Below are 15,687 nucleotides of genomic sequence, written 5' to 3' on the forward strand. Positions count from 1 at the left end.
CAGCAAGCCCCTCGTTGCCGCACTCGGAAACCCGTCGGATCAACCCGCCAATAGCTGGTCGACCGGGGCGTAATCATCGGTCAGAACTCGGGCATCGGCCACGAAATCGGCCAGCGAGTCACCGGACAGCACGGTCACCGGTTCTTTGGCCAGGGTTCCCAGCCCGGTCCGGACCTGGTCCAGCGGCAGCGGGCTCTCCGACGCGAGGATCACGAAGTTCGAACCCCGCCCGCCGGCCAGCGCTTCCGGCGGCGCGATCAGCGCGACATGCGCGAACGCGGCCGCCACCGTCGCCACCTCGGCCCGGATGAATCGGTTCGGCGGGTAGTCGATCACGTTCTGCGCATAGATCCCATCGGTACGCAGAACCCGCGCCACGTCGACAGCCATCTCCCTGGTCGCCAGGTGCCACGGCACCACCAGGTGACCGAACGCGTCACCGACGACGAAGTCGTAGGAGTCCGTGGCCTGCCCGGCCAGGCGGACCCGGGCGTCGCCGACCTCGACCCGCAGGTCCGGGCCGGTGACGAGACCGAGCTTCTGCTTGTCGAGGTCGACAAGGCCGCCGTCGAGCTCCAGCACGAGCTGGTCGCTGCCGGGCCTGGTGGCCCGGAGATAGCTGGGTACGGTAAACCCGCCACCCCCGATGTGCAGAGCATCCACCGGACCCGCGGGGAGGGTGCCGGCGGTCGCGGCGATCCACTGGACGTACTCGAATTCCAGGTATTCGGGGTCGTTCAGGTCGACGTACGAGTGCCGGGCCGAGTTGAGGATCAGCGTCTGCCCACCGGGCCGCGCGGGATCAGCCTGGACCTGGGCGCAGTGGTACGCGGTCTCCACGTCACAGGGGTTCGGGGAGGTGGCGCCGAGTCCGGCGCCGACCAGCCCGACCGCCGCGAGGGCCGCCCGGGCGCGGGGTGAGCCCGGCATGTCGCGGCGCAGCCACCAGCCGAGCGCCAGGCCGCCGACGCCGAGCAGCACCGCGAGGCTGAGCACGATCACGCTGCTCGGCATCGCGGCGACGAAGACGAACCCGGTCACCAGGGTCGCGGTGATCGCGCCGAGGGTGCCGATGCTGGACAGCCGGCCGACCACGCTGCCGGCTTCCCGCAGGTCGCCGAGCTGGAGTTTCACCACCATCGGCGCAACAGTGGAGAGCACGAAAGCGGGCAGGAAGATGGCCAGCGCGGCGAGCATCAGCACCGCGGGCGCCGCGCCACCGCGCAGCAGCTCACCACCCCAGCGAACCAGCGGCAGGGTGATGGCGGTGCCGATGGCGCCGAGGATCAGGGCGGGTGCGAGCAGGGCCCGCGGGTCGTACCGGTCGGCGAGGCGGCCACCGAGCCAGGCGCCGTACGCGATAGCGGCCAGCGCGACGCCGATGACCGAGCTGCTCACCTGGAGGGTGACACCGACGTACGGCCCGACGAGGCGCAGCGCGACGATCTCGAGGACGAGGACGGCTCCGCTGGCCCCGAAGGCCAGGGCGGAGGCAAGGGCCGAGGGAAGGGCGCGCGGCGGGGTCTCCACCGCGCGGATGCTACCGGCGCCCGCCGGACCGGATGTCCCTCGACAGGCCGCTGGAACCGATATCCAGCAGGTTCACAGCCTGGAGAAGACACCCAGGTGCATGTTCGGCTCCGACGCGGACAGGGCGAAGTCCGGCATCTCGATGACCTCGACGCCGGCGGAACGCAGCATCGACACGCCTTCGCAGGTCACGAAGATGTCCGGCTCACGCCAGGCGATCACCACCCGCGGGATCCCGGCCGCGATGATCAGGCTGGTGCAGGTGGCGTGCGGGCGGCTGGCCCGCTCCGAGCACGGCTCCAGGGTGCTGTAGATCGTCGCGTCCAGCAGCCGGCTGTCACCGGCGGCCTTGAGCAGCGCCGACTCCTCCGCGTGCACCCGCGCGTCGCCGTCGCGGGAGAACCCCGAGGAGATCTCCCGGCCGGACTCGTCGACGATCACCGCACCGACGGCGAACGCGGTCTCCGAACGAGGGCAGCGGTGCGCCAGGTCGACAGCGCGGCTCATCCACCGGTGGTGGTCCATACGGCTCCAGTCTGCGGTCACGGGTTCGGCCCATGCCTCATCGGAACGCTAGCGCCGCACTTTCGGTAACGAACCGAGAGGGTACGTAAAAGCAACCATCAGAGCATGGATAGATGCACGTGGTTGGTGTGCACAGCGGCCGGTCCACCACTCGCGCTGTACGCACGCCAGCCGGTGCTCGGCATCCAGATCTGCCGATACCAGATCACGTACATCACGCCCAGCTCCGAGGCGTTCTTGACGAAGTACGCGGCGAGCCGGTCACCGTACGCCTTGTCACCGCCGGTCGCCGCCGCGTTCTTGAACGTGCTGGAGTTCGACGAGAAATCGCAGGCCCGGCCCTTCGGGTGCTCACCGGACGACCGGGAGCTGTAACAGACCGTGTAGCGCTTGAAGCTGTCGGCGCGGGACTCCTGGTAGGCATGCAGCGTCCGAGGCGTAATGCAGCCGGTGGAGGTCGGGTCGTTGACCGTGCACGACTCCTTGGGCCAGGAACCGTCCGAGTTGCGCGGCGCCGGCTTGGCCGCCGGTGAGTTGGCGTCGACGAATCCGCCTGCTGCTCCACCACCGACCTCGGCGAGCGCGAGCTCGGCCTGCTTCTTCTTCCGGGCCATCACGGTGACCTGCTTCTTCTGCTCCTTGATCTCGTTGTCCAGCGCGGTCTTGGCGCGCTTGGCCGTATCGATCTCGTCGCGGTAATCAGCGAGCGTGCCACTGTCGACCTGGGCGAGCATGTCGAGGCTCTGCACCCGCTCCATGAAGCCGTCCGGCGAGGCGCTGTTCAGCAGCATGGTGACCGTGCTGATCCGGCCCATCTGGTACGAGCGGTTCGCCAGTTCGCCGACCTGCTCGGTCAGGGCCGCGGCGCCCGCCTGGGACTCCTTGAGTTTCACGGTCAGCTGTTTCTGCCGCTTCTTGGAGCTGGCGAGTTTTGTCTGCGCCTGGTCGTAACCCTTGGCGGCGGTCTCGAGAGCGTTGCGCAGCTTCTTGGTGCCGCCCTCCGGGTCGGCGGCGGCTGGTGACGCCCCGACGAGGGTCACCGCGACGGCGGCGACGAGCAGAGCCAATAGGGCGGTGCACCGGCGCGGGAATCTGGCCGCCACGAAGACCTCCAAGTCGTAAGCGCCGGTACTTTACCGTGCCGGACCAGGAGAAAGGGAGATCCATCAGGTAGCCGAATATCCACCATCGACGAAGAGTGTCTGGCCGGTTACCGCCTGGGATGAATCACTCGCCAGGAAAACCGCACAACCGGCGAAATCCGCCGGCAGACCGTTGCGGCCGATCATGGTCCGGGCGGCGTGCGCCGCCACTTTGGTGGGATCCGAGAACACCGGTTCGGTGAGTGGTGTGTGCACCACACCGGGCGCGATCGCGTTGCAGCAGACGCCCTGACGCGACCACGCCTCGGCCTGCGAGCGGGTCAGCCCGACCAGTCCGGCTTTCGCAGCGCCATAAGCACCGCTGTTGCCGTAGGCGCGGAACGCCTGCTGGGACACCACGTTGATGATCCGGCCCCAGCCGCGCCGGGCCATCGCCGGCCCGAACGCCTGCCCAAGTAGGAACGGCGCCGTCAGGTTCGCCTCCAGGGTCACGTCCCAGACGTCGTCGGTCAGCTCGCCGAGCGGCGGTCGCAGGTTCACCGCCGCGGAGTTCACCAGCACGTCCGGTTCCCCGTACGCTGCAATGATCTTGGAGGAGGCGGTCTTGACCGCCTCGCGCACGGTGAGGTCCGCGGAGATCGCGTGGGCTTCGGCTCCGTGCTCGTGCAGCTCGGCGACGACAGCGGCCATCGGCGCCTCGCGCCGGGCGACAAGCACCACGCGCGCGCCGGAACGGCCGAGAGCCAGGGCGATCTCTCTGCCGATCCCGCTGCTGCCGCCGGTCACCACCGCGGTGCGACCGCTCAGACCAAAGAGCCGATCAAGGTACGACGTCACGCGCCGACTTTAATCCGTCGGTACGACAGGAGGGCCGTCCGGGAACAGCGTGCCGTGCACGGTTTCCCAAATCTCGTCATTCGGCGCCACCAGCAGGCCGCGCTGCCGATCGGTCGGCCGGTACGGGCTGCCGTCGAAGTGACGCACGGTCCCGCCGGCCTCGGTGATGATCAGGCTGCCCGGCACGTGGTCCCAGGGCAGGATCCGCCAGAACATCGCGAACTGCTGCTCGTCGGTGGCCAGCGCCGGGTACTCGTACCCGGCGCAGTGTTTGCCGGCGGTGAAACCGCCCAAGCCGGCGGCGTTCGCACGGACCTGATGCCGCAGGTCGTCGGGGAGGTATTTGTGGGAGATCACGCCGTGCAGCGCGGCCGCGCCCGGGTCGTCGGTGCGGGTCTTGACGCGCACACCGTCGCGATAGGCCCCGGAACCGGCCTCGGCCACCGTGAGGTGATCGCCGACCACGTCGAGGATCCAGGCGGCCTGCGACTCGCCGTCGCGGACCAGCGCGACCATCACGCAGAACGGCGTCTTGCCGGCGGCGAAGTTGTTCGTCCCGTCGACCGGGTCGACGATCCACACGGCGCCAGCGGAGGCGAGCCGGTCACGGACCGACGGGTCGGCGGCGACCGATTCCTCGCCGACCACCAGGGAACCGGGCAGCAGCGCGGTCAGGCCTTTGGTCAGCGCCACCTCGGACTCCTGGTCGGCGACGGTGACCAGGTCACCCGGTGCCTTCTGGGACACTTCGCCCTCGGCCAGGTGTTTCCAGCGGGGCAGGACGATCGTGTGCGCGACCTCGCGGATGAGTTCAGCGACCTGATCAAGCACGCGGCGGCAGCTTCACGACGCTGACGAAGAACTCGTCGATCTGGCGGATCACCGCGATGAACCGCTCGAAGTCCACCGGCTTGGTCACGTACGCGTTCGCGTGCAGCTGGTAACTGCGCAGGATGTCCTCGTCGGCGGAGGAGGTGGTCAGCACGACGACCGGGATCCGGCCCAGCTCGTCGTCCTTCTTGATCTCCTCAAGAACCTCGCGGCCGTCCCGTTTCGGCAGGTTCAGGTCGAGCAGGATCAGGTCGGGGCGCACCGCGCCGGCGAACTGACCCTCGCGGCGCAGGTACGCCAGCGCCTCCGAACCATCCTGCACGACGGTGAGCCGGTTGCGGACCTTGTGCTCCTCGAACGCTTCCTGGGTCATCAGGACGTCGCCCGGATCGTCCTCGACCAGCAGCACCTCGATCGGGGTACCGCCCTCCCGGGATTCCAAGCTCATGCTCCCACCACTTCCCGTGTGTCGGCCTGTGTCTGGGGGTCCTCGGTGCCGGGCAGCACCGGCAGCGTGAAGTGGATCGACGCGCCCTCCGGCACGTCGACGTCCAGCCAGACCCGCCCGCCATGGTATTCGACGATCTTCTTGACGATCGCCAGTCCGATGCCGGTCCCCTCGTACGCGTCCCGCGAGTGCAGGCGCTGGAAGATCACGAACACCTTGTCAGCGAACTCGGCCTCGATGCCGATCCCGTTGTCCCGGACGTTGAGTTGCCACTCCTCGCCGTCCCGTTCCACCGAGACGTGGATCGCCGGAGCGACGTCCGGCCGGCGGAACTTCAGCGAGTTGCCGAGCAGGTTCACGAAGAGCGTGGTGAGCAGCGGCTCCTCGCCCTCCACAGTGGGCAGCGGGTCCCAGGTGATCTCGGCGTCCTCGCCGGCCCTGGCCTCCAGCTGCGATTTCACCTCGGTCAGCACCTTGTTCAGGTCGACCTCGGCGAAACCGCTGGTGAGCCGGCCGATCCGGGAGAACGCCAGCAGGTCGTTGATCAGCCGCTGCATGCGCTGCGCGCCGTCGACCGCGAACGCGATGTACTGGTCGGCGCGCTCGTCCATCTGCCCGGCGTACCGGCGCTGGAGCAGCTGGCAGAAACTCGCCACCTTGCGCAGCGGCTCCTGCAGGTCGTGCGAGGCGACGTACGCGAACTGCTCCAGGTCACGGTTGGACCGGGTCAGCTCCTCGGTCTGCGACTTGAGCTGCTGGTTCACCCACTCGACGTGGCTACGCGCCTCGCGTACCTCGGACAGCTCGCTGGCGATCTGCTGGCGCATCCGGTCGACGTCCGCGGCAAGCAACACCAGGTCGGACGAACCGCGTTTGCTCTCGATGTGCCGGTCGTAATCGCCGGCCGCCACCTGACGCACCTGCTCGGCCAGCTCGGTGATCGGCTTGGTCACCACCCGGTCCAGCAGGAAGAGCAGGAACGCGCCGGTCAGCACGATGATCACGGCGGCGGCGACCTCGATCGCCACCATGGTGCGGCTGGAGTCGCGGGCCGCGTCCGCCGAGGCGGTCCGCAGCACCTGGATGTGCGACTGCATCTCGGCGACCGCCGTACGCACCGCGTCGAAATCCGCCGTGTCGGAGGCCTCGACCAGCGCCTGGGCGGCGTCCGGCCCCTGCTCCCGGGCGGTCTTGATGATCGGGTCCGCGACGTCGGTCCGCCAGGTGTCGGCCCGTGCCTTGACCATGGCGAGCGCGTTGCGGATGTCGTCGTCATCGTGGTTCAGCAGCGTCTCGATCCGGGCGATCTGCCGTTCCTGGTCGGCGAGCCCGGTCTCGTACGGCTGGAGGTTGCGCAGGTCACCGGTGATCGCGTAACCGCGGATGCCGGTCTCCTGGTCGACCAGGGCGGTATTGAGCGTCTCACCGGCGGCCCGCATCGGGCTGGCCCGGTTCAGCACGTCGTCGACCTGACGGTTGTTCGCCGCGGCGGTGGCCGCGGCGAAAACGCCGAGCCCGCCGAGCACCACACCGACCGCCACGCAGAGCGCGATGATCCGCTGGCGCAGCGTCCAGCTGCGCACCTTGAACAGGGTCACCGTCCACCACCTCGGGAGATCAGCAGCATCGCCACGTCGTCGGTGAGCGGCCCACCGTTGCCCTGGTCAGCACGGGCGACCAGCCACGGCGGCAACCCGGTCAGGGACACCTCACGGGCGGCCGGCTCGTCCAGCAGTTTGCAGAGTCCATCCACATCGAGCCGCTCGTTTCCCGCCCCGGTGTGCCCCTCGATGAGGCCGTCCGTGTACATCAGCAGAGACCAGTCATGCCCGGTGAACTCCAACTCGGTCGCGGGTGTCGGCGTGGGACGTACCCCGAGCACGATCCCGGTACGCGCGTTGACCGGGTGGGCCTGCCCACCGGAGAGCACGACGGGCGGCGGGTGGCCGGCCAGCCGGACCGTCGCCCGGTTCGCCGGCAGGTCGATGACGGCGGCTGCCACCGTGGCGAACACCTCGCGAGCGCGGCGCTCGGACATCAGCACCTGCTCCAGCGAGGGCAGCACCTGCTCTTCGGGAACGCCGGCGAGCACCAGGGCCCGCCACGCCACCCGGAGCTCGACACCGAGCGCGGCCTCGTCGACACCGTGGCCGCAGACGTCGCCGACGATCACGTGCAGCCGGTCCTCGCCGATCTGCACCACGTCGAAGAAGTCGCCGCCGAGCAGGCCCAGCGCCCGCCCGGAGCGATAGAACGTCTCGACCGACACTTCGTCGGTCTGCATCAGCGGCTGCGGCAGCAGGCCCCGCTCCAGGCGAGCCGACTCGGCCTGGAGCAGCTCCACCTCGCGCAGCCGGCGGGCGTTCTCGTCGGCGCGTTTGCGCTCCACCGCGTACCGCAGTGAGCGGATCAGCAGCACGCCGTCGACCTGGCCCTTGACCAGGTAGTCCTGGGCGCCCTCAGCGACCGCCTGGACACCGAGGTGCTCGTCGGAGCGCCCGGTGAGCACACAGACCGCGGCACTGCCGGCGACCGCGAGCAGCTTGCGGAGCCCGTCGATGCCCTCCGCGTCGGGCAGGCCCAGGTCGAGCAGCACGCACTCGACACCGGTCAGCCGTTCCCGCGCTTCGCGCAGGCTGCTGGCCACGGTCAGCTCGAAGGAAGTGTCCGCCTCGCTGAGCAGCTCACGAACGAGAAAAGCATCGCCCTCGTCGTCCTCGACGAGCAGGATCCGTAACCGTTCCAGCTGGTTCGCCGCGTACCGAGAGGGCGCGAGCGACCGCTCCGTCATTCCGATTCCCCACTCGACGCATAGGTGACCCGCAAATCGTCCACCACTCGGAGCGGGACCACAACTCTGGTCATCAGCTCGTGACCTGGGCTCATTGTGAGCTGTCGTTCTCGGTCGCCACCCGGCGGGCGTGCTCGGCGATCACCTGGCCCAGAATGCCGTGCAGCTGCCCGCAGTCGCGGCAGTGCAGGTTCTCGTCGAGGTGGCGGCCGCCACAGCCGATGCAATTGCCCCGGTCCTCAGGGTCCCGATAGGACACCAGCGCCTTGCACATAGCGCGCACAACGTGATCACTGAGGGTGAAGACATCCTCCCCCAAAGCGGTACGGACCCCCACGACAGCGACAGGGGCCGCATCGGGATGCGGGTTGTACGGAGACACCGCGTCGATGAATTCCGCGATGACTGCGGCCGGGTCGAGCGGAGTAGTCACCCGGTCCACGCTATTGCACGCGCGAATGGATCTTCGGGGTACCCGCCGGAGGCCGTGGGCGCTTAGATGTCACCCATGCGTGACTTCGCTCTCACCCGACCGGCTCGCCGGGGGATCGCCGCGGCGGTGGTCCTGGCCGTTCTGGCCCTGGCCGGGTTCTTCGCCGTCCGGTCGATCACCCCGCCGGCGGCCCTGCCCACGTCTGCCCCGGCCGGCGACTTCAGCGCCGAACGCGCCTTCGAGCAGGTACGCACGATCGCGTCCGAGCCGCACCCGGCAGGCAGCCCGGCGAACGCGAAGGTCCACGACCACCTGATCGAGACCTTGCGCGGACTGGGCCTGTCGCCTGAGTCCCAGGACACCGTGACGATCCAGGGCGGCACGCTGTCGGCCAGTGCGGGCGGCGCCGGGCTGGCCCGGGTACGCAACGTGGTCACCCTGATCCCGGGCACCGCCTCGACCAAACGGATCTTCCTGGTCGCGCATTACGACTCGGCGCAGGTCGGCCCGGGTGGCAACGACGACGCGGCCGGCACCGCCTCGATCCTGGAGATCGCCCGTGCGCTGACCAGCGCCGGCGACAAGCTGCGCAACGACGTGGTGCTGGTGCTCACCGACGCCGAGGAGGCCTGTCTCTGCGGCGCGAAGGCGTTCGTCGACCAGCACCCGCTGGCCCGGGACGGCGGGGTGGTGCTGAACCTGGAGGCTCGCGGCAGCGACGGCCCGGCGATCATGTTCGAGACGTCGGAGAACAACGGGCGGCTGGTCGGGGCGTACAGCGCCGCGCCGCAGCCGGTCGGCACGTCGTTCGCCGTGGAGATCTACCGGCTGCTGCCGAACGACACCGACTTCACGCCGTTCCTGGCCGCCGGCTTCCTCGGGCTGAACGCGGCGTACATCGACGGCGCGGCCGTTTATCACGCGCCGACCGACACCCCGGAGTCGATGAACCGGGACAGCCTGCAGCACCACGGCGAGAACACCCTGGCGGTCCTGCGCGAACTCGGCGGACGTGACCTCGCCGGCATCGGTGACGGCGGCGACGCCACCTATTTCCCGGTGCCCGGCCTGCTGGTCCGGTACCCGGGTTCGCTGGTCCTGCCGCTCGCCGTGCTGGCCCTGGTCGCGGTCGCCGCCCTGGCCTGGCTGGTCCGCCGGCAGGGCCGGGCCGGCGGCGGGCGGATGGCCGCGGCGGCCGGGCTCACCCTGATCCCGATCGTCGTCGCTCCGGCACTGGCACAGGGCCTGTGGGCGCTGCTCACCGTGATCCGGCCGGCGTACGCCGCGCTGCCGATCGACCCGTACCGTCCACTCTGGTATCGCCTCGCGGTGATCGCGATCGCCGCGTGCACGGTGCTCACCTGGTACGCGCTGCTGCGCCGCCGGATCGGACCGGCCGCCCTGGCGGTGGCCGGGTTCGGCTGGCTGGCCGTGCTGGGTGTGGTGCTCGCGGTGCTGACGCCCGGTGGCGCGTACCTCGCGACCCTGCCGGCCCTGGCCGGCGCGCTCGCCGCGCTCATCGCGATCACCGTGGAGAAGACCGGCACGCTCGCGATCGCCGCGGGCGCCGTCGTCGCCGTGGTGATCCTGCTGCCCACCGTGCTGATGCTCTTCCCCGCACTGGGCATGCCGATGGCCGGTGTCGGCGCATTCCTGACCGTGCTGCTGGCGCTCGCGCTGCTGCCGGTCTTCGACCTGATCCATCCGGCGGCCGGTGGCGCTCGCGGCACGGAGGCGGCGAAGGCACGCCGGCTCGGCGCTCTGCCCGCGGTCCTGGCCGCGGTGACCGCGATCGCCTGCACCGCGACCGGCCTGGCCGTCGACCGTTTCGACGCCGAGCACCCGTCGCTCACCCACCTGATGTACGCGCTCGACGCGGACACCCAGCAGGCCCGCTGGCTGAGCCACGAGGCGGATCCGCAGGAGTGGACGTCGCAGTACCTCACCGAGCCGGCCGGCACGATCACCGCGCTGCTGCCGGCTTTCGGTGACGAGGAGCTGCGGATGGGCCCGGCGCCGGCCTGGTCCGACCTCGCCGCGCCCGCGCTCACCGTGACCGGGGACAACACATCCGGCACGGAAAGGACCCTGCGATTGCTGTTGAAGCCGCAGCGGCCCGCCCGGTTCGTCACCCTGCACGTGGCGGAGTCGTCAAAGGTCACCCAGGCGACGGTCGGCGGCCGTCCGGTCGACGTGACCGGTGTGGCCGGCGCCGGCTGGGGTTTCGGCTTCGTCTTCCACGCGCCGCCGGCCGAGGGCGTGGAGATCACCCTGACCGTGAGCGTTACCGGCCCGGTCACCTTCCGCGCCATGGACGCGACCGACGACGTCACCACGATCCCCGGGTTCCAGCCCCGGCCCGCGGGCGTCGGCGTCCTCGGTTCACACAGCAGCGAGATGGTCGCGGTGGCGAAGACCTACACCCTTTAAAGACCTTCTTGGGTACGGGTTAACGACCGCGCCCGCGACGTCCGGTGGACACGTCGTGCCGGAAGTGGATGAAGAGACGGCCCCAGTTGTCGCCGTCCTTCTCCACCCGGTGATAGAGCTGCTTGATCTCCTTCTGGTCGAGGAAGCGGAGCACCTTTTTCTTCAGTGCTCCGCTCCCCTTGCCCGGGATGATCTCGACGAGGGACGCCTTTTTCTGGATCGCCTCGTCGATGATGCCCCGCAGGGCACGGTCGATCTCGTGCCCCTTGTTGAAGATGTCGTGCAGATCCAGCTTCAGCTTCACGAGACGAAACCCTACGCGGACTCGTTCTTGCCGAGCCAGGTCTCGACCCGGCGCAGCGCCTCCTGATAGTCCGGCTGCGTCTTCATCGCGGCGGCCAGCCGCAGGTGCGGCAGAGCCTCACGGAAACGGCCGGCCCGCTCCAGGGTCCGGCCGAGCACGTGGTGCGCGTAGTGGTCGGACGGATCATGGTCGACCAGCGCGCGCAACTGCGTCTCCGCGCCTTTGAGCTGGGCCGAGTTGAAATAGGCCCGGGCCAGGAGCTGCCGGACCGCGGTGTTGTGCGGCTCGGCCTCGACTATTGGCTCCAGCAGCTTCGAGGCGCCGAGCGGGTCGCCGGACTCGAAGAAGAAAGTCGCCCTGCGGTACTCCTCGAGAAGATCCACGTCACGCTCCCCACGCCTCGGCGCTGCCGACATTGACCAACGCTCGCACAAACACCGGCCAGTCGGCGAGTGTTCCCACGCGTGATTCCGCCGGGCCATCCGGCGGATGTCGTCAGCGCTTCAGCAGGAGCAGAGCGATCCCTCCGGTCAGAAGGAGCATCGCGAGCAGTTTGGATTCCACTCTCACGCGACCATTATGTTACTTTTACCCGTTTGGCGGGCAAGCCTCGCCGCCAATGCTCGTGACCTAACTGTGTCCGTACCGCACAGCTGCTACACAGGAAACGAAAAGCCGGCGCAGAGCGTCGCCCAGCAAAGTAGGGGCATGACGATGGCGAACGCAGACACCAGCACCGAACTCCGGCGTCCCGACGGGACCCCGGTCCGGGTTCTCGTGGTCGACGACGAGCCGACTCTCGCCGAGCTGCTCTCGATGGCGCTGCGATACGAGGGCTGGGAGGTCAAGAGCGCCGGTGACGGCATGACCGCCGTGCGTACGGCCCGGGAGTTCCGCCCCGACGCCGTCATCCTGGACATGATGCTGCCCGACATCGACGGGCTTGAGGTCCTGCGTCGTCTGCGTGGCGAGTCTCCCGAGGTCCCGGTGCTGTTCCTGACTGCCAAGGACTCGGTCGAGGACCGGATCACCGGCTTGACCGCCGGCGGCGACGACTACGTGACCAAGCCGTTCAGCCTGGAAGAGGTCGTGGCCCGGCTGCGCGGTCTGATGCGCCGGATGGGTCACGCGCCGATGCGTACCGAGTCGCAGCTCGTCGTCGGTGACCTCACCCTGGACGAGGACTCGCACGAGGTACGCCGCGCCGGTGACCTGATCACGCTGACCGCGACCGAGTTCGAGCTGCTGCGCTACCTCATGCGCAACCCGCGCCGGGTGCTGAGCAAGCCGCAGATCCTCGACCGCGTGTGGAACTACGACTTCGGCGGGCAAGCCAACGTCGTGGAGCTCTACATCTCGTACCTGCGCAAGAAGATCGACGCCGGCCGCGCGCCCATGATCCACACCATGCGTGGCGCCGGTTACGTCCTCAAGCCGGCTGACTGACATGACCGCCGCCGACACCCGCCCCCGCCCCGCCCGCTGGCGCAGCCCAGCGGGCTGGCCCCTGCGCACCCGGCTGGTCGCCACCATGATCGCCCTGCTCGCGGTCCTGGGCCTGGTCGTCGGCAGCACCGCAGAGATCTACCTGCAGAAATCCCTCTACAGCCAGCTCGACGGAAAACTCGCGGACGCGCAGAAGTTCGCGGTCCGCGGCGGAGGCGGCTGGAGCAAGTCGCCTGGCGAACCCCCATCACCCGAAGACGTGCCCTCCACGCGGCTGGGCAACACCAGCCCGCTGAACTCGCCACCGCCCAACATCTCGCGCGACTCGATCCTGCTCTTCCTCGACCCGGCCGACACCACCACGGCGGCCGGCGGCGGTCTGATCGCGTTCAAGGACGCCACCAGCGCCACCGACGGCGGCGGCAACGAGTACACCTCGCTGACCGGCACGGCGCAGACCACGCTGACCACGGCGGCCATCGCGGCGAACGGTAACGAGATCGACGTCGACCTCGGCGACGCCGGCGAGTTCCGGGCCATCGCCTGGACCACCGAGGTCGGTGGCTTCGGCGGCCAGGGCGGCACCGAATACCTGGTCATCGCGGCGCTCCCGCTCGCCGACGTCAACCACACGCTGGTCACCGTCGCGATGTTCACCGGCTGCGTCATCGTCGGATCGCTGCTCATTGCCGGGTGGGGTGGTGCGCTCATCGTCCGGCGTACCCTCAAGCCTCTGGATCGAGTGGCAGCGACCGCGACCCGGGTCTCCGAGCTCAGGCTGGATCGCGGCGAGGTGCAACTCGCGCAGCGAGTGCCCGAGCGCGACACCGATCCGCGCACCGAGGTCGGTCAGGTCGGCGCGGCGCTGAACGCGATGCTCGACCACGTCGGCAACGCCCTCGAAGCGCGGCACGCCAGCGAGATGCAGGTGCGGCAGTTCGTCGCCGACGCCAGCCACGAGTTGCGCACGCCGCTCGCCGCGATCCGTGGGTACGCCGAGCTCAGCCGGCGCAGCCGCCAGGTGATCCCGGACGAGATCGCGCACGTGCTGACCCGGGTCGAGTCCGAGGCGAAACGGATGACCGCGCTCGTCGAGGACCTGCTGCTGCTCGCCAGGCTGGACGCCGGCCGGCCCCTCGCGCAGGACCCGGTCGATCTGACCATGCTCGCCGTCGACGCGACCAGCGACGCGCACGCCGCCGGACCGGGCCATTACTGGCAGCTCGATCTGCCGGAAGAGCCGGTGACGGTGATCGGTGACGGCGCCCGGCTGCACCAGGTGCTGGCGAACCTGCTCGCCAACGCGCGCACCCACACGCCGGAGGGCTCGACCGTGACGGTCAAGGTGGGCGCGGTGCCGAACGCCGCCGTACTGCAGGTGATCGATAACGGTCCGGGCATCCAGCCCGAGCTGGCGTCGCGGATCTTCGAACGGTTCACCCGGGGCGACAGCTCCCGCTCGCGTGCCGCCGGCAGCACCGGTCTCGGCCTGTCGATCGTGCACGCGGTGGTCACCTCGCACGGTGGCAAGGTCGGCGTGCAGAGCCGGCCCGGGCAGACGGTTTTCACCGTGATGCTGCCGCTCGGCCCACCACCGGTCGTCCCAACAGCTGAACAACATGTCCAGGAGCTGCACTCCGTACGGTGATGTGGCTATGCTGGCGGCGTGTCTCCGATCCGTGCGTTCTATTGGTTTACGAGGCCGGCTTTCGCCGGTGACTCGGCCATGACCGCATGACCTGAGACACCCGCCAGAGCCGGCCGAGGCAGCGACGCGACGTCGCTGCCTTTTTGTTTGCCACGAGCAAGCCGGCTCTCGCCTCGGGCGCCGGCGAAGGAGAGAGAAACCGCCATGACCGCCCCTGAGGTGCAGCGAGTTCGCGACCAGCGCATCGAGAAGGTCGTCCCGCTGATGAGCCCGGCGCTGCTGCACCACGAGCTGCCGCTGACCACCGAGTTGCATGACACCGTGCTGGCCGGCCGCAAGCAGGTCGAGGACGTGCTGAACGGCCGAGATCAGCGGCTGCTCGTCGTCGTCGGACCGTGTTCCGTGCACGACCCAATCGCCGCCGGCGAGTACGCCGACCTCCTGCAGAAGGAGGCCGAGCGGCTCAGCGAGGACCTGCTGATCGTGATGCGGGTGTACTTCGAGAAGCCGCGTTCCACTGTCGGCTGGAAGGGTCTGATCATGGACCCGGCCCTGGACGGCACCGGCGACGTCGGCACCGGCCTGCGGGTCGCCCGCAAGCTGCTGCTCGAAGTCCTCGGCCGGGGCCTGCCGGTCGCGGTGGAGTTCCTCGACCCGATCACCCCGCAGTACATCGCGGACACCGTGGCGTGGGGTGCGATCGGCGCGCGTACCGTCGAGTCGCAGGTGCACCGCCAGCTCTCCTCCGGGCTGTCGATGCCGATCGGCATGAAGAACCGCCCCGACGGCAGCGTCTCCACCGCCGTCGACGCGATCCAGGCCGCGGCCGCGCAGCACGTCTTCCCGGGGATCGATTACTCCGGTACCCCGGCGATCCTGCACACCACCGGCAACCCGGACTGCCACCTGGTTCTGCGTGGTGGCGGCGGCAAGCCGAACTACAGCGCCGCGGACGTCGCCGCGTCGGTGGAGCTGCTGCGCAAGGCCGGCCTGCCCGAGCGTCTGGTCATCGACTGCTCGCACGGCAACAGCAACAAGGACCACCTGCGCCAGCCGATCGTGGTCGAGGACGTGTCCGCCCAGGTGGAGGCCGGTCAACAGGCCATCAGCGGCGTGATGCTGGAGAGCTTCATCGAGCCGGGACGCCAGGACCTCGGCGGAACGCTCACCTACGGCCAGTCGGTCACCGACGCCTGCATGGGCTGGGACGCCACGGTCGCGACGCTGGAGCGGCTCGCCGCGGCATCCGCGAAGCGCCGCGCCCTCTGAGGCTCTTATCCCTGTGAGTCCGCTTTGGACTCACAGGGATCACACAGTTCGGGCACAAGTCAGCGACAGAACATCCGTCAATCGTTCATCGG

General features: G+C 69.3%; 15 protein-coding genes. 4 read left to right on the forward strand and 11 right to left on the reverse strand.

The window, feature by feature from the left end:
- Positions 1-39: 39 nt before the first annotated feature.
- The 9 genes from B0I29_RS10000 to B0I29_RS10040 all read right to left on the reverse strand — a co-directional run bounded on the left by B0I29_RS10000 (position 40) and on the right by B0I29_RS10040 (position 8,498).
- Positions 40-1,530: a fused MFS/spermidine synthase gene (locus B0I29_RS10000; RefSeq protein WP_111648587.1), complete on the reverse strand. Its 1,491-nt coding sequence runs from the start codon at positions 1,528-1,530 to the stop codon at positions 40-42.
- A 72-nt stretch (positions 1,531-1,602) separates the two neighbouring features.
- Positions 1,603-2,055, reverse strand: coding sequence for a deaminase (locus tag B0I29_RS10005; protein WP_111648588.1), 453 nt, complete (start codon positions 2,053-2,055; stop codon positions 1,603-1,605).
- A 98-nt stretch (positions 2,056-2,153) separates the two neighbouring features.
- Positions 2,154-3,158, reverse strand: coding sequence for a coiled-coil domain-containing protein (locus B0I29_RS10010; protein ID WP_245972401.1), 1,005 nt, complete (start codon positions 3,156-3,158; stop codon positions 2,154-2,156).
- A 63-nt stretch (positions 3,159-3,221) separates the two neighbouring features.
- Positions 3,222-3,995: an SDR family NAD(P)-dependent oxidoreductase gene (locus tag B0I29_RS10015; RefSeq protein ID WP_111648590.1), complete on the reverse strand. Its 774-nt coding sequence runs from the start codon at positions 3,993-3,995 to the stop codon at positions 3,222-3,224.
- Positions 3,996-4,004: 9 nt separating this feature from the next.
- Positions 4,005-4,826 (reverse strand): inositol monophosphatase family protein, encoded by an 822-nt coding sequence (locus B0I29_RS10020; protein WP_111648591.1) that lies wholly within the window; start codon positions 4,824-4,826, stop codon positions 4,005-4,007.
- Positions 4,819-5,274 carry a response regulator gene (locus B0I29_RS10025; RefSeq protein ID WP_111648592.1) on the reverse strand — a complete coding sequence of 152 codons (456 nt, stop codon included), beginning with the start codon at positions 5,272-5,274 and terminating at the stop codon, positions 4,819-4,821. Before B0I29_RS10025 ends, B0I29_RS10020 begins: the two co-directional genes overlap by 8 nt.
- A complete protein-coding gene (locus B0I29_RS10030) occupies positions 5,271-6,872 on the reverse strand; it encodes a sensor histidine kinase (protein WP_111648593.1) in 1,602 nt (533 codons plus the stop codon). The genes B0I29_RS10025 and B0I29_RS10030 overlap by 4 nt, the downstream gene beginning before the upstream one ends.
- A complete protein-coding gene (locus B0I29_RS10035; RefSeq protein WP_111648594.1) occupies positions 6,869-8,065 on the reverse strand; it encodes a PP2C family protein-serine/threonine phosphatase in 1,197 nt (398 codons plus the stop codon). The genes B0I29_RS10030 and B0I29_RS10035 overlap by 4 nt, the downstream gene beginning before the upstream one ends.
- Positions 8,066-8,156: 91 nt before the next feature.
- Positions 8,157-8,498: a hypothetical protein gene (locus B0I29_RS10040; protein ID WP_181557743.1), complete on the reverse strand. Its 342-nt coding sequence runs from the start codon at positions 8,496-8,498 to the stop codon at positions 8,157-8,159.
- A 75-nt stretch (positions 8,499-8,573) separates the two neighbouring features.
- Between B0I29_RS10040 and B0I29_RS10045 the strand changes: the two genes are divergently transcribed.
- Positions 8,574-10,928 carry a M28 family peptidase gene (locus B0I29_RS10045; protein ID WP_111648596.1) on the forward strand — a complete coding sequence of 785 codons (2,355 nt, stop codon included), beginning with the start codon at positions 8,574-8,576 and terminating at the stop codon, positions 10,926-10,928.
- Between the two features lie 19 nt (positions 10,929-10,947).
- On the opposite strand, the gene B0I29_RS10050 is transcribed toward B0I29_RS10045, so the two are convergent.
- Together B0I29_RS10050 and B0I29_RS10055 are read right to left on the reverse strand one after the other, a co-directional pair.
- The gene (locus B0I29_RS10050; RefSeq protein WP_111648597.1) at positions 10,948-11,232 is read right to left on the reverse strand and encodes a Smr/MutS family protein; all 285 of its coding nucleotides are present in this window, start codon (positions 11,230-11,232) and stop codon (positions 10,948-10,950) included.
- An 11-nt stretch (positions 11,233-11,243) separates the two neighbouring features.
- Positions 11,244-11,615, reverse strand: coding sequence for a tetratricopeptide repeat protein (locus tag B0I29_RS10055; protein ID WP_111648598.1), 372 nt, complete (start codon positions 11,613-11,615; stop codon positions 11,244-11,246).
- 325 nt (positions 11,616-11,940) lie between these two features.
- On the opposite strand from B0I29_RS10055, the gene B0I29_RS10060 reads away from it, so the two are divergent.
- From B0I29_RS10060 to B0I29_RS10070, 3 genes are all read left to right on the forward strand, one after another.
- The gene (locus tag B0I29_RS10060; RefSeq protein WP_111648599.1) at positions 11,941-12,678 is read left to right on the forward strand and encodes a response regulator transcription factor; all 738 of its coding nucleotides are present in this window, start codon (positions 11,941-11,943) and stop codon (positions 12,676-12,678) included.
- Between the two features lies 1 nt (position 12,679).
- A complete protein-coding gene (locus B0I29_RS10065) occupies positions 12,680-14,326 on the forward strand; it encodes a HAMP domain-containing sensor histidine kinase (protein WP_111648600.1) in 1,647 nt (548 codons plus the stop codon).
- A 204-nt stretch (positions 14,327-14,530) separates the two neighbouring features.
- On the forward strand, positions 14,531-15,595 hold the full coding sequence (locus B0I29_RS10070; RefSeq protein ID WP_111648601.1) for a 3-deoxy-7-phosphoheptulonate synthase: 1,065 nt from the start codon (positions 14,531-14,533) through the stop codon (positions 15,593-15,595).
- Positions 15,596-15,687: the final 92 nt, after the last annotated feature.

It is taken from the genome of Actinoplanes lutulentus (genome assembly GCF_003259845.1).
In the GTDB taxonomy this organism is placed as follows: domain Bacteria; phylum Actinomycetota; class Actinomycetes; order Mycobacteriales; family Micromonosporaceae; genus Actinoplanes; species Actinoplanes lutulentus.

Coding starts and splice junctions, on each gene's coding strand:
- B0I29_RS10035 (WP_111648594.1), bottom strand. CDS start 8,065: ATGACGGAGCGGTCGCTCGCGCCCTCTCGGTACGCGGCGAACCAGCTG.
- B0I29_RS10005 (WP_111648588.1), bottom strand. CDS start 2,055: ATGGACCACCACCGGTGGATGAGCCGCGCTGTCGACCTGGCGCACCGC.
- B0I29_RS10070 (WP_111648601.1), top strand. CDS start 14,531: ATGACCGCCCCTGAGGTGCAGCGAGTTCGCGACCAGCGCATCGAGAAG.
- B0I29_RS10060 (WP_111648599.1), top strand. CDS start 11,941: ATGACGATGGCGAACGCAGACACCAGCACCGAACTCCGGCGTCCCGAC.
- B0I29_RS10065 (WP_111648600.1), top strand. CDS start 12,680: ATGACCGCCGCCGACACCCGCCCCCGCCCCGCCCGCTGGCGCAGCCCA.
- B0I29_RS10025 (WP_111648592.1), bottom strand. CDS start 5,274: ATGAGCTTGGAATCCCGGGAGGGCGGTACCCCGATCGAGGTGCTGCTG.
- B0I29_RS10045 (WP_111648596.1), top strand. CDS start 8,574: ATGCGTGACTTCGCTCTCACCCGACCGGCTCGCCGGGGGATCGCCGCG.